This is a genomic window from Pseudomonas sp. H2_A10 (genome assembly GCF_054680085.1).
Genome location: NZ_CP162821.1, coordinates 232,840 through 244,993, shown reverse-complemented (window position 1 = coordinate 244,993; position 12,154 = coordinate 232,840). Strand labels below are relative to the sequence as shown.

The window sequence follows — 12,154 nt, the reverse complement described above, 5'->3', positions numbered from 1 at the left end:
CGATCTCACTCCTTGGGCGGTTCGGCGCCCGGGTTCAAGGCCAGTTGCATAAAGGTCAGGTCGAGCCAGCGGCCAAACTTGATGCCCACTCGTGGCATCTGCCCGGTGGTGACGAACCCCAGGCGCTCATGCAGGCGGATCGAGGCCTGGTTGCCGCTTTCGATGGCGGCGACCATCACGTACTTGCCGGCGGCGCGCGCGCGTTCGATCAAGACTTGCATCAGGCGCGGGCCCAGGCCTTTGCCGCGCTGGTCGTTACGCACGTACACCGAGTGCTCGACGCTGTAGCGGAAGCCTTCGAAGGGCCGCCAATCGCCGAACGAGGCGTAGCCGGTGACCTCATCGTTTTCCACCGCCACCAGAATCGGGTAGCCCTGGCTCTGGCGCGCGCTGAACCAGGCCTGGCGGTTGGCCAGGTCCACCGGTTGCTCGTTCCAGATCGCCGTGGTGTTGCACACCGCGTCGTTGTAGATGTCGCGAATGGCGGGAAGGTCCTTTTCGGTTGCATCACGAATCATGGCCGGGCCTCAGGCAATCGGTTGGTGGACGGTGACCAGCTTGGTGCCGTCCGGGAAGGTGGCTTCCACCTGGATATCCGGGATCATTTCCGGGATGCCTTCCATCACCTGTTCGCGGCTGAGCAGGGTGGTGCCGTAGTGCATCAGGTCGGCCACAGTGCGGCCATCGCGGGCACCTTCCATCAGCGCGGCGCTGATGTAGGCGATGGTTTCCGGGTAGTTGAGCTTCACACCGCGCGCCAGGCGACGCTCGGCCACCAGGCCTGCGGTGAAGATCAACAGCTTGTCTTTTTCCCGTGGGGTGAGGTCCATGGTTCAAGGTCCTTTAAATGCATTCTTAAATACAGTGGAGATCAAATGTGGGAGGGGCGGTGCGACGATTCGACTTGCTCCCGATGGCGATGGATCAGTGACAGATTTATTGCATGACACTCAGCTATCGGGAGCACGTCGAATCGTCGCACCGCCCCTCCCACATTTTGATCTTCATGTGCTCCAGATTCGTGGTGCGACGGCTTCGCGCCCAAGTGCCGCCGGACGCAACAGCCGCCATAAATCAATCAACCATCCCCGCGCCAGCAGCGCTTCACCGGCCAGGCAACGCGCCACCAGCAAGCCGGGCAGTTGGGTCAGGTCGCCGCGTACGGCGTTCGGCAGCGCGCGACATTGTTCAAGCAACTGAGCAGGGATGTCGCCGGTGACCAGCAACGTGGCGAACACCGGTTGCCCATCCAGTCCGATCGGTGAGTCGAGCAAGCCATCGCCGCCGACGATGCGCTGGCGTTCATGCCAGAGCAACCGACCGTCGCGGCGGATATCCAAATGGGCTTGAAAATGGCCCAGGTCGAAGCGCTCGCCACTGGCTGGGCGACCCAGGGCGACCACATCCCAGTAGAACAGGCGGGCGTCGCCTTGCAGGTCGATGCGCGTGGTGAGTTCGGCCTGGGCGGCGCTGAATACGATGGTTTCCTGGGGCAGCCATTCCAGCGTGGCGCCCGCTGCGACGCGCAGGTCGAGGTGCTGATACGCAGGGCCCTTGGCGCGATACCACTTGGCTGCGCCGGGGCTGGTCAATTGGGCCCAGGCACCTTCGGCGACATGGGCGCTGATAGCCAGGCGATCCCCGCCGGCAATGCCGCCGGGCGGGTGCACGATGATGTGCTGGCACACCTCGGGGCCTTCGGCATACAGGTGCTTTTGCACGCGCAGCGGGCCGAGGTGGCGGCGCATCACCGGGCGCGTGGTGTCGCCGAAACGCGCGTAGCCGAGTTCCAGCTCGGCGTGCCAGCTGGGGGTGAACAAGGCAGAGGAAACGGGCAGGTTCATGGTTGGGTGCTTATCGTCAGGACGCTACAGATTAGATCGTTACCAGGCCGCGCACACCGTCGCTTTGCATATTTTCGCCACGGCCCTGCTGCACGATTTCACCCCGCGACATCACCAGGTACTGGTCGGCCAGTTCGGCGGCGAAGTCATAGAACTGCTCCACCAACAGAATCGCCATGTCGCCGCGTGCCGCGAGCTGTTTGATCACTGCGCCGATCTCCTTGATCACCGACGGCTGGATGCCTTCGGTGGGTTCGTCGAGGATCAACAGGCGCGGGCGGCTGGCCAGGGCACGGCCGATGGCCAGCTGCTGTTGTTGCCCGCCGGACAAGTCACCGCCGCGCCGATGCTTCATCTGCAGCAGCACCGGGAACAGCTCGTAGATAAACGCCGGCACCTCTTTGGCCTCCGAGCCAGGGAAGCGCGACAGGCCCATCAGCAGGTTTTCTTCTACCGTCAGGCGCCCGAAAATCTCGCGACCCTGGGGCACGTAGGCGATCCCTGCATGCACGCGCTGGTGTGGCTTGAAACCGGTAATGGCGCGACCTTCCCAATTCACCGCGCCCTCTTTGGCCGGCAGCAACCCCATCAGGCACTTGAGCAGGGTGGTCTTGCCTACGCCGTTACGGCCGAGCAGGCAGGTCACTTCGCCGATCTTCACGTCAAACGACAGCCCGCGCAGGATGTGGCTACCGCCGTAGTACTGGTGCAATTTTTCGACTTGCAGCATACCCAAATTCTCCTCAAATCCTTTGTGGAAGGGGGCTGGCAAGCCCCCTTCCAGCAAGTCAGCGGCCGAGGTACACCTCGATCACCCGCTCGTTTTCCTGCACCTGTTCCAGCGACCCCTCGGCCAGCACGCTGCCCTGGTGCAACACCGTCACGTGGTCGGCAATCGAGCCGACAAAGCCCATGTCGTGTTCCACCACCATCAGCGAATGCTTGCCCGCCAGGCGTTTGAACAGCTCGGCGGTGAACTCGGTTTCGGCGTCGGTCATGCCCGCCACCGGTTCATCCAGCAGCAACAGCTGCGGGTCCTGCATCAACAGCATGCCGATTTCCAAAAACTGCTTCTGGCCGTGGGACAGCAGGCCGGCAGGGCGCTGTACCGATGCGGTGAGGCGAATGGTGTCGAGCACTTCTTCGATACGGTCTTTCTGTTCGCCGCTCAGGCGCGCGCGCAGGCTGGCCCACACCGACTTGTCGGTGTTCTGCGCCAGCTCCAGGTTTTCGAACACGCTGAGGGCTTCGAACACCGTGGGCTTCTGGAACTTGCGGCCGATGCCGGCCTGGGCGATCTGCACTTCACTCATGCCGGTGAGGTCCAGGGTTTCGCCGAACCAGGCGTTGCCGTGGCTGGGTCGGGTCTTGCCGGTGATCACGTCCATCAGCGTGGTCTTGCCCGCGCCGTTGGGGCCGATGATGCAGCGCAGTTCGCCGACGCCGATGTACAGGTTGAGGTCGTTGAGCGCCTTGAAACCATCGAAGCTGACGCTGATGTCTTCCAGGGTCAGGATCGTGCCATGGCGCGTGTTGAGGCCCTTGCCCGCAGCCTGGCCGATGCCGATCGCATCACGGCCGCTGCCTGCATCGAAAATAGGTTCAAGCATGACGTTCCTCATTTCTTCAGCAGGCCGATAACGCCCTTGGGCAGGTACAGGGTGACGATGATGAACAACGCCCCGAGGAAGAACAGCCAGTATTCCGGGAAGGCCACGGTGAACCAGCTCTTCATGCCATTGACCACCCCGGCGCCGAGCAAGGGGCCGATCAGCGTGCCGCGCCCGCCCAGGGCCACCCACACGGCGGCTTCGATGGAGTTGGTCGGCGACATTTCGCTGGGGTTGATGATGCCCACCTGCGGCACATACAAAGCCCCGGCCAAGCCGCACAACACGGCGCTCAACACCCACACGAACAGTTTGAAACCACGCGGGTCGTAGCCGCAGAACATCAGGCGGTTCTCGGCATCGCGCAGGGCAGTCAGCACGCGGCCGAACTTGCTTTGCGCCAGACGCCAGCCGATGTACAGGCTCGCCACCAGCAGCAGCACCGTGGCGGTAAACAGCACGGCGCGCGTACCCGGCTCGGTGATGCCAAAGCCCAGAATGCTGCGAAAGTTGGTAAAGCCGTTATTGCCGCCAAACCCGGTCTCGTTGCGAAAGAACAGCAGCATCCCGGCAAAGGTCAGGGCCTGGGTCATGATCGAGAAATACACGCCCTTGATCCGCGAGCGGAAGGCGAAGAAGCCGAACACCAACGCCAGCAACCCCGGCGCCAATACCACCAGGCACAGGGCCCACAGGAAGTGGTCGGTGCCGGCCCAATACCAGGGCAGTTCGGTCCACGATAAAAACGTCATGAACGCCGGTAACTCACTGCCGGCGGCCTGGCGCATCAGGTACATGCCCATCGCATAACCGCCCAGGGCAAAAAACAGCCCGTGGCCCAGGGACAGCATCCCGGCATAACCCCACACCAGGTCCAGGGCCAGCGCGACGATGGCGTAGCAGAGGATCTTGCCCACCAGCGTCAGGGTGTACGCCGACACGTGCAGCGGGTTTTGCGGCGACAGCAGCGAGCACAACGGCAACGCCAGCAGCAGGATCAGCACGATCACACCGACGGTAATCGTCGCCTTGGGGCCGGCCTTTTGTGCGGCCGTAAGCATCAATGGCTGGTTCATCAGTCGATCACCCGTCCTTTCAGTGCGAAGAGTCCCTGCGGGCGTTTCTGGATAAACAGAATGATCAGCGCGAGGATCAGGATCTTGCCGAGCACGGCTCCGATCTGCGGCTCAAGAATTTTGTTGGCGATGCCCAACCCGAAGGCCGCCGTGACACTGCCGGCCAGTTGGCCGACACCGCCGAGCACCACCACCAGGAACGAGTCGATGATGTAGCTCTGGCCAAGGTCCGGCCCGACGTTGCCGATCTGGCTCAGCGCCACGCCGCCCAGGCCGGCGATGCCGGAGCCGAGGCCAAAGGCGAGCATGTCCACGCGCCCGGTGGGCACGCCGCAGCAGGCGGCCATGTTGCGGTTCTGGGTGACCGCGCGCACGTTCAGGCCCAGGCGAGTCTTATTCAGCAGCAGCCACGTGAGTACCACCACAAACAACGCAAAGGCGATGATCACGATGCGGTTGTACGGCAGCACCAGGTTGGGCAGCACCTGGATGCCACCGGACAACCATTGCGGGTTGGCCACCTCGACGTTCTGCGCGCCGAACACCAGGCGCACCAGTTGGATCAGCATCAGGCTGATGCCCCAGGTGGCCAGCAGGGTTTCCAGGGGGCGGCCGTACAAATGGCGGATCACCGTGCGTTCCAGCGCCATACCGATGGCGGCGGTGACAAAGAACGCCACCGGCAGCGCGATCAACGGGTAGAACTCGATGGCCGCGGGCACGTAGCGCTGCATCAGCAACTGCACCACATAGGTCGAGTAGGCGCCGAGCATCAGCATTTCGCCGTGGGCCATGTTGATCACGCCAAGCAGGCCGAAGGTGATCGCCAGCCCCAGCGCCGCCAGCAACAGGATCGAACCCAGGGACATGCCGCTGAACGCCTGGCCGAGGATCTCGCCCATCATCAGTTTGCGTTTGACCTGGGCCAGGCTGGTTTCGGCGGCGGTGTGCACGCCGGCATCGGTTTCGACGCCGGGCGCGAGCAGGGCTTCCAGGCGCGTGCGGGCCAGCGGGTCGCCGGTGCTGCCAAGCAAACGCACGGCGGCCAGGCGCACCACCGGGTCGGGGTCGACCAATTGCAGGTTGGCCAGCGCCAGGCTCAGGGCGGTATGCACGCCTTCATCGGTTTCGGCGGCGACGCGCTGGTCGAGGAATTTGAGTTGCGCCGGTTGTGCGCTTTTTTGCAGGGTTTGCGCGGCGGTCAAACGGACCTTGGGATCGGCGGCGAGCAGTTGCTGGCTGGCTTGCACGTTATCGATCAGGCCGCGCAGGCGGTTGTTCAGGCGCACGGTTTTGGTTTCGCCGTTGAGCGTGAGCTGGCCTTGCTCCAGCGCGTCCACCAGCTCGATGCGCGCCGGGTCGGGGTTGGCGGCCCAATCCTGAAGGAGTTTGGCTTGCTGCGCCGGGTTGGCGGCGAGGAAGTCTTCGGCGTCGCTTGCGTGTACCGCCAAAGGCAGTAACAGCAGCAGTGCCAGGAAATAGCGATGGAGGGCAGCGGGCATAAACAAATGTCCTAGTCGTGCCGGACAGTGTGGGAAGAGGATCGCCCCCTCCCACATTTGGCCTGGGGGGCTTTAGTTGCTCTTCACCGCATAGTCCGGCTTTTTGTCATTGCCAGGGATGTACGGGCTCCACGGCTGCGCGCGGATCGGCTCCTGGGTCTGCCACACCACCGAGAACTGCCCGTCGGCCTGGATCTCGCCGATCATCACCGGCTTGTGCAGGTGGTGGTTGGTCTTGTCCATGGTCAGGGTGAAGCCCGACGGTGCGGCGAAGGTCTGGCCGGCCAGCGCTTCACGCACTTTGTCGACGTCGGTGGACTTGGCTTTCTCGGCCGCCTGCGCCCACATGTGGATGCCCACGTAGGTGGCTTCCATCGGGTCGTTGGTCACGGCTTTGTCGGCGCCCGGCAGGTTGTGTTTCTTGGCGTAGGCCTTCCAGTCGGCGACGAACTTTTTGTTCACCGGGTTCTCCACCGACTGGAAGTAGTTCCAGGCGGCGAGGTTGCCTACCAGCGGCTTGGTGTCGATGCCGCGCAGTTCTTCTTCGCCGACGGAGAAGGCCACCACCGGCACGTCGGTGGCCTTCAAGCCTTGGTTGGCCAGTTCTTTGTAGAACGGCACGTTGGAGTCGCCGTTCACGGTGGAAATCACCGCGGTCTTGCCGCCGGCGGAGAATTTTTTGATGTTGGCGACGATGGTCTGGTAATCGGCGTGGCCGAACGGGGTGTAGACCTCTTCGATGTCTTTATCCGCCACGCCTTTGGAATGCAGGAACGAACGCAGGATCTTGTTGGTGGTGCGCGGGTACACGTAGTCGGTGCCCAACAGGAAGAAACGCTTGGCGCCGCCGCCTTCTTCGCTCATCAGGTATTCCACCGCCGGGATCGCCTGCTGGTTCGGCGCCGCGCCGGTGTAGAACACGTTCGGCGACATCTCTTCGCCTTCGTATTGCACCGGGTAGAACAACAGGCCGTTGAGTTCTTCGAACACCGGCAACACGGATTTGCGCGACACCGAGGTCCAGCAGCCGAACACCACGGCGACTTTATCCTGGGTCAGCAACTGCCGGCCTTTTTCGGCGAACAGCGGCCAGTTGGACGCAGGGTCGACGACTACGGGCTCGAGCATTTTTCCGTTCACGCCACCCTTGGCGTTGATTTCATCGATGGTCATCAACGCCATGTCTTTAAGCGACGTTTCGGAGATGGCCATGGTGCCGGACAGCGAGTGCAGGATGCCGACCTTGATGGTCTCGGCGGCCTGGATAGTCCAGGTCATGCCCATGGCGGCAATGGATGCCGACAAAGTGAAAGCCTTGATCAAGCTGCGACGCTTCATGGTGCGATCTCCGAGTGCCTGAGTGTTGTTGTGGGTCAGATACTGGAGTGATTGCAAAGGCTGTGCCCGCTCGGGCCAGCCCTTGAATCCGGTGCTGCGCACCGCGATGAGCGCCAGACCCTGCACCGATTCGGCGCCTGGATCCGGCGATGGTGCGCAGCGGGCACCGCGCTGGTGCGTTAGCGAGCGATTGGCGTTGCCTGGCTTATGCCTGATCGGTGGAGGGCGCGCGCTGGCCGAAAAAGCGCGCCAACACCAGGCGATCCAATGCCCACACCGCGATCAGCGAGGCGCCCACCAGCGGGAAAACAATCGCCAGGCCGAGCATGATCAGCATCGCGGTTTTCCACTTGGGCAGGTCATGGCGCAACGGCGGAACGCCCAGGCCGCCCTGGGGCCTGCGCTTCCACCAGATCACCACGCCGCTGACGGCGCTGAGCAGAATCATCAGGCAGATCAACAGCACGATCAGTTGGTTGACCCAGCCGAACATCTTGCCCTCGTGCAGCATCACGCCGGTTTCGGTGGCGCGGGCGACAAGGTTGTAGTGCGCCCAACGCACATCGGCCAGGACCTTGCCGGTGTACTGGTCCACATGCAGGGTGGCATCAAAGCGCGGGTCGTCGGCGAACACGGCGATGGTGAACACGCCTTCGGCGGTGGTGGGGAAGGTGATGCTGTAGCCGGGCTCGACTTTGTGCGCGGTGGCCAGGTCCACTACTTGTTGCAGTCGCAGGGTGGGGGCGGCGGGAGCGGAATGCATGGCGCCGTGGTTCATGTGCTCGGCGTGGTCGCCGGACATCGGCATCGGCGTGTTTTCCATGGCCCAGGGCACGGTCTGTTGCGTCGCGGTGTTGAGCACCCGCGCTTGCTGGTCGGACTGCGGCACGTTGTTCCACATGGCGGCTGGAAAGCGGTTCCACAGGTCGGCGTATTGCTTGCCCCACAAGCCGGTCCAGGTCATGCCGCTGAGCAGCATCACCAGCAAAAACGCAGCGCCCCAGAAGCCCGCGACCGCATGCATATCGCGCCAGAACACTCGGCCACGACTGTTAATGCGCGGCCACAATACCCCGGCCGACGACTTGCCGCGCGGCCACCACAGGTACAGGCCGGACACGACGAGCATCACGCCCCAGCCGGCGGCGAGTTCCACCAGGCGGTCGCCGGTGGTGCCGATCATCAGCTCGCCGTGCAGGGCGCGGGCGATGGCTTGCAGGTTGTATTTTGCGTCCTGTTCGCCGAGCACCGTGCCGCGATAGGGGTCGACGAATACGGTGATTTCCCGGCCGCCGTTGTGCATCACGAACTGCGCGCTGCGGGTGGCGTCCACCGGGGGCAGATACTTGCTGATTGCGCCCTGAGGGTAGGCGGCCTTGGCGCGTTGCAGTTGTTCGTCGGCGCTCAATGTGTGTTCGGCGGCGGGGACGGTCAGCAGGTGGCCGTACATCAACGGGTCGAGTTGGGGTTTGAACAGGTAGATGATGCCGGTGATTGCCAGCAGCACCATGAAGGGGGCGACGAAGAGCCCGGCGTAGAAGTGCCAGCGCCAGGCCAGGTTGTAGAAGGAGATTTTTTGCTTGTTCATCATCGGGCTCCGCAAGGCTTTGAGTTTTTTGTGTCAGGTACACCGTCATCGGGGGCAAGCCCCCTCCCGCATTTGGGAGGTATTCCAATGTGGGAGCTGGCTTGCCGGCGATGCGTTTAGAAGCTCATGTCCACCTTGGTCCAAAGGGTTCGGCCGGGCTCCTTGATGGCCTGCGGATCGCTGGCCGGGTAGCCGAACCCGGCGTTGCCCGCCAGGTTCAGGTGCTCGGCATAGGCTTTGCCGAACAGGTTGTCGACGCCGGTGCTGACCTTGAAGTGTTTATTGAGGCGGTACGCGGCGTTCAGCGAAAACACGCCAAAGCCGCCGCTCTTGTCGTAGTCCTTGCCGACCACATTGCCCTTGTTCGGGTCGATGCGGTGTTGCGCGGCGACCACCCGCCAGAGGGCGCCGGCGCTCCAGTCGTCTTCGCTGTAGGTGAGGCCCAGGCGTGTGTCCAGCGGCGGCATTTGCGGCAGGGGCTTGCCGTCGCTGCTGTTCTTGCCCCAGGCGTAGGCGAGGCTGGCGTCGGCTTTCCAGTGGCGCGTCAGCTTGTATGCCGCGCCCAGTTCGCCGCCCATGATGCGCGCGTCGACATTGCGCGCCTGGGAGGTGGTGCCCATCCTGCCGGCCCGGTAGTCGAACAGGATGAAGTCACGCACCTGGCCCACATAGCCCGAGGCCCAGGCTTCGAGGTCGGCGGCTTTGTATTGCGCGCCGAAGTCGAGTTGGGTGGTTTTCTCCGGTTTCACCCCGTCGAAGGCATTCACTGAGCCTGCCGCGCCGGTGTTGGGGGAGAACAGTTCCCAGTAGTCCGGGAACCGTTCGGCGTGGCCCAGGCCGGCGTAGAGCGTGGTGGGGGTGTCGGCCAGGTCGTGCTCGTAACGCATGAAGCCCGAGGGCAGGGTGTCTGCGCGGCTATTGTCGGCGGTCGGGTTTGGGCGGGTGCTCATGCCGGAGCCGAGGGTTTGGCGAAAATCCTTGGCCGAGGCGCGGTCCAGGCGCGCGCCGCTGATCAGGCGGTCGCGGTCGGCGGCGTACCAGGTCAGTTCACCGAACACGCCGTAGTTGTGGAAGTTGGCGTCCTTGGTGCGCGGCAGGTCTTTGTAGGTGTCGATGCCCATGCTGCTGCGTGCGCGGTGTTCATTGGTCTGTGCATCCAGGCCGCTGATCAACTGCAGATCGGCCCAGCGCCAGGTGGCTTTGACCCGCGCGCCGAGGGTGCGACGGTCAACGTTGGAGGCCATGGGCCCGGCCATCATCCCGGTGCCCGAGGGCGTGCGCAGGCTGTAGTTGTCCATCACGTGGTCGGCGTAGTTGTAGTAGACCTGGGCCTCGACCTTGTCCAGCACCTCGCCGATATTCGATTTTTCGAAGCGCAGGCCCAGGCTTTCGCGCAGGAACTGCGAGCCGTCCATGCCGCGCCCGGCGTAGCGTGCTTCGCCATCGCCACGGCCGGCGGTGAGTTCCAGCAGGGTGTCGGCGTCGGGGGTAAAACCCACGGCCACGTCGCCGTTCCATTTGTCGTAGCGTGAGGCGACGGTGTCGTGGTTGCCGTCCTTGTAATCGTCGGCGTGTGCCTGGTTGCCGATCACCCGTACGTAGCCCCGCGGCCCGCCGGCGGCGGCGTCGATGACCTTGTCGAAACGCCCGTTGGAACCGGCCAGCACACTGGCATTGAGCCGCGTGCCCAGCTCGCCGAAGTGTTCCGGCTCGCGCTCGAACAAAATGGTGCCGGCCGAAGCGCCTGGGCCCCAGAGCACGGTTTGCGGGCCCTTGATCACGGTTAGGGTGTCGTAGGTTTCCGGCGAAATGTACGAGGTGGGCGCATCCATGCGGCCGGGGCAGGCGCCGAGCATCATGCTGCCGTTGGTGAGGATGTTCAGGCGCGAGCCGAACATGCCGCGCAGCACCGGGTCGCCATTGGTGCCGCCGTTGCGCACCAGGGCGAAGCCGGGGATGGTCTTGAGGTAGTCGCCGCCATCGCTGGCGGGCACCGGTTGGCGCGGGTCTTTCGGGTCGGTGACCACGGTCAGCGGCGAGCTGGGTGCGATCGCGGTGATCACGGTGGGGCTCAGCTCATGCTCGTCGGCCTGAACCTGTGGCGCCAGGAATGCGCCGCATAAAATGGCGAGCGCAGTGGTACTTCCCAATCGGGTGTCAGCAGAAAACCTGGACATGACAAATTCCATCAATCATTCGTAAACAACACGGCCAGCAGCCTGCGGCTGTCTGTCTAAAGTCGGCCGGGGTGAAGTAACGGTGTCAGACGTTTACGAAACGACGGGCGGCGCACGGCTGCGGGCGCCGGGGAAGATGCTCTGCCGGGCATGGCCCAGGCGCGTGGCGGGGGTGAGGGCATTGGCCGGCGGCGGGGGACCGAGGGCCACGCATGACACGCTGCCGGGCAGGGCGGGGCAACTGAACAGCAGGTCGCAATAACCGCACTTGGCCCAGAGTGCGTGGTGTTCGCTGGGGGCTTTGGGATGATGGGATTCGCCGTGGTCGCCCGGCATCTCCATGGGCATTGCCATAGACATACCGGCGTGATGGTCCATCGGCATCGCTTGGGAAATCAGCGGGCCGATAAAGATCATCAACATGGCAAACAGGCAGACCCAACTGCCGCGCTTCACGCGGTGTGGAGAGAGCCTGGCGCGAGGGGCGCCCATCGAGTGTTGGCCTATTGAGCGTGCTTATGCCCGTGGTTGGCCATCGGCGGCACTTTTTGTACCGAGACTTGCACCTCGACCTTGCCGGCTTTTTCGAAGGTCAGGGTCAACGGAAATTGCTTGCCATCGGCCAACAGGCTGCGGTCTTTGAGGCCCAGCAGCATCACGTGATAAGCCATGGGCGCGAAGGTCAGCTCGCCCTTGGCCGGCACGGCCACGCTGGGCACTTGCTGCATCTTCATTAAATCGCCCTGCATCACATGCTCATGCAATTCGGCTTTCTGCGCCAAGGGCGTCTGAGCACTGAGCAGGCGATCCGGGGTGGCGCCGGTGTTATGAATGACAAAGTACGCCGCAACCGTCGGCGCGTTCGGCGGCAATTCCTGGGACCAGGGGTCGCTGACCAGCAGGTCGCCGGCCTTGTAGTCTTCGGCGTTGGCGGCACTGAACACCGGCAGCAGCAACGCGGCCAGAAGCAGGGAAGATTTAAGCATGGCAGTTCTCCAGAACGGTTCTAAACGCAGTTC

The 12,154-nt window shown here is 63.5% G+C and carries 12 protein-coding genes; all 12 read right to left on the bottom strand.

Annotated features, from left to right (window positions below):
* Positions 1-5 precede the first annotated feature (5 nt).
* The 12 genes from AB4O23_RS01175 to AB4O23_RS01120 all read right to left on the bottom strand — a co-directional run bounded on the left by AB4O23_RS01175 (position 6) and on the right by AB4O23_RS01120 (position 12,121).
* Positions 6-518, bottom strand: a complete 513-nt coding sequence (locus AB4O23_RS01175; RefSeq protein ID WP_460116553.1) for an N-acetyltransferase family protein — start codon at positions 516-518, stop codon at positions 6-8.
* A 9-nt stretch (positions 519-527) separates the two neighbouring features.
* Positions 528-830, bottom strand: coding sequence for an urease subunit gamma (gene ureA, locus AB4O23_RS01170; protein ID WP_003171437.1), 303 nt, complete (start codon positions 828-830; stop codon positions 528-530).
* 174 nt (positions 831-1,004) lie between these two features.
* Complete coding sequence (locus AB4O23_RS01165) at positions 1,005-1,844, bottom strand: urease accessory protein UreD (RefSeq protein WP_017527908.1); 840 nt, start codon at positions 1,842-1,844, stop codon at positions 1,005-1,007.
* A 31-nt stretch (positions 1,845-1,875) separates the two neighbouring features.
* Complete coding sequence (urtE, locus tag AB4O23_RS01160; RefSeq protein WP_017527907.1) at positions 1,876-2,574, bottom strand: urea ABC transporter ATP-binding subunit UrtE; 699 nt, start codon at positions 2,572-2,574, stop codon at positions 1,876-1,878.
* 58 nt (positions 2,575-2,632) lie between these two features.
* Positions 2,633-3,466 carry an urea ABC transporter ATP-binding protein UrtD gene (gene urtD, locus AB4O23_RS01155; protein ID WP_017527906.1) on the bottom strand — a complete coding sequence of 278 codons (834 nt, stop codon included), beginning with the start codon at positions 3,464-3,466 and terminating at the stop codon, positions 2,633-2,635.
* A complete protein-coding gene (urtC, locus tag AB4O23_RS01150; protein ID WP_017527905.1) occupies positions 3,463-4,530 on the bottom strand; it encodes an urea ABC transporter permease subunit UrtC in 1,068 nt (355 codons plus the stop codon). The genes urtD and urtC overlap by 4 nt, the downstream gene beginning before the upstream one ends.
* Positions 4,530-6,032, bottom strand: a complete 1,503-nt coding sequence (gene urtB / locus AB4O23_RS01145; RefSeq protein WP_460061805.1) for an urea ABC transporter permease subunit UrtB — start codon at positions 6,030-6,032, stop codon at positions 4,530-4,532. Before urtB ends, urtC begins: the two co-directional genes overlap by 1 nt.
* A gap of 72 nt (positions 6,033-6,104) precedes the next feature.
* Positions 6,105-7,370 carry an urea ABC transporter substrate-binding protein gene (gene urtA, locus AB4O23_RS01140; RefSeq protein ID WP_026067266.1) on the bottom strand — a complete coding sequence of 422 codons (1,266 nt, stop codon included), beginning with the start codon at positions 7,368-7,370 and terminating at the stop codon, positions 6,105-6,107.
* A 205-nt stretch (positions 7,371-7,575) separates the two neighbouring features.
* Entirely contained in the window at positions 7,576-8,958 is a 1,383-nt protein-coding gene (locus AB4O23_RS01135) for a PepSY-associated TM helix domain-containing protein (RefSeq protein ID WP_068936056.1), read from the bottom strand.
* Positions 8,959-9,074: 116 nt separating this feature from the next.
* Positions 9,075-11,135 carry a TonB-dependent copper receptor gene (locus tag AB4O23_RS01130; protein ID WP_065879426.1) on the bottom strand — a complete coding sequence of 687 codons (2,061 nt, stop codon included), beginning with the start codon at positions 11,133-11,135 and terminating at the stop codon, positions 9,075-9,077.
* Between the two features lie 93 nt (positions 11,136-11,228).
* Positions 11,229-11,627 carry a DUF2946 domain-containing protein gene (locus tag AB4O23_RS01125; RefSeq protein WP_065879425.1) on the bottom strand — a complete coding sequence of 133 codons (399 nt, stop codon included), beginning with the start codon at positions 11,625-11,627 and terminating at the stop codon, positions 11,229-11,231.
* Between the two features lie 11 nt (positions 11,628-11,638).
* Positions 11,639-12,121 carry a copper chaperone PCu(A)C gene (locus tag AB4O23_RS01120; protein ID WP_017527899.1) on the bottom strand — a complete coding sequence of 161 codons (483 nt, stop codon included), beginning with the start codon at positions 12,119-12,121 and terminating at the stop codon, positions 11,639-11,641.
* Between the last annotated feature and the right edge of the window lie 33 nt (positions 12,122-12,154).

Coding starts and splice junctions, on each gene's coding strand:
- AB4O23_RS01175 (WP_460116553.1), bottom strand. CDS start 518: ATGATTCGTGATGCAACCGAAAAGGACCTTCCCGCCATTCGCGACATC.
- urtA (WP_026067266.1), bottom strand. CDS start 7,370: ATGAAGCGTCGCAGCTTGATCAAGGCTTTCACTTTGTCGGCATCCATT.
- AB4O23_RS01125 (WP_065879425.1), bottom strand. CDS start 11,627: ATGGGCGCCCCTCGCGCCAGGCTCTCTCCACACCGCGTGAAGCGCGGC.
- urtB (WP_460061805.1), bottom strand. CDS start 6,032: ATGCCCGCTGCCCTCCATCGCTATTTCCTGGCACTGCTGCTGTTACTG.
- ureA (WP_003171437.1), bottom strand. CDS start 830: ATGGACCTCACCCCACGGGAAAAAGACAAGCTGTTGATCTTCACCGCA.
- AB4O23_RS01135 (WP_068936056.1), bottom strand. CDS start 8,958: ATGAACAAGCAAAAAATCTCCTTCTACAACCTGGCCTGGCGCTGGCAC.
- urtE (WP_017527907.1), bottom strand. CDS start 2,574: ATGCTGCAAGTCGAAAAATTGCACCAGTACTACGGCGGTAGCCACATC.
- urtD (WP_017527906.1), bottom strand. CDS start 3,466: ATGAGGAACGTCATGCTTGAACCTATTTTCGATGCAGGCAGCGGCCGT.
- AB4O23_RS01120 (WP_017527899.1), bottom strand. CDS start 12,121: ATGCTTAAATCTTCCCTGCTTCTGGCCGCGTTGCTGCTGCCGGTGTTC.
- urtC (WP_017527905.1), bottom strand. CDS start 4,530: ATGAACCAGCCATTGATGCTTACGGCCGCACAAAAGGCCGGCCCCAAG.
- AB4O23_RS01130 (WP_065879426.1), bottom strand. CDS start 11,135: ATGTCCAGGTTTTCTGCTGACACCCGATTGGGAAGTACCACTGCGCTC.
- AB4O23_RS01165 (WP_017527908.1), bottom strand. CDS start 1,844: ATGAACCTGCCCGTTTCCTCTGCCTTGTTCACCCCCAGCTGGCACGCC.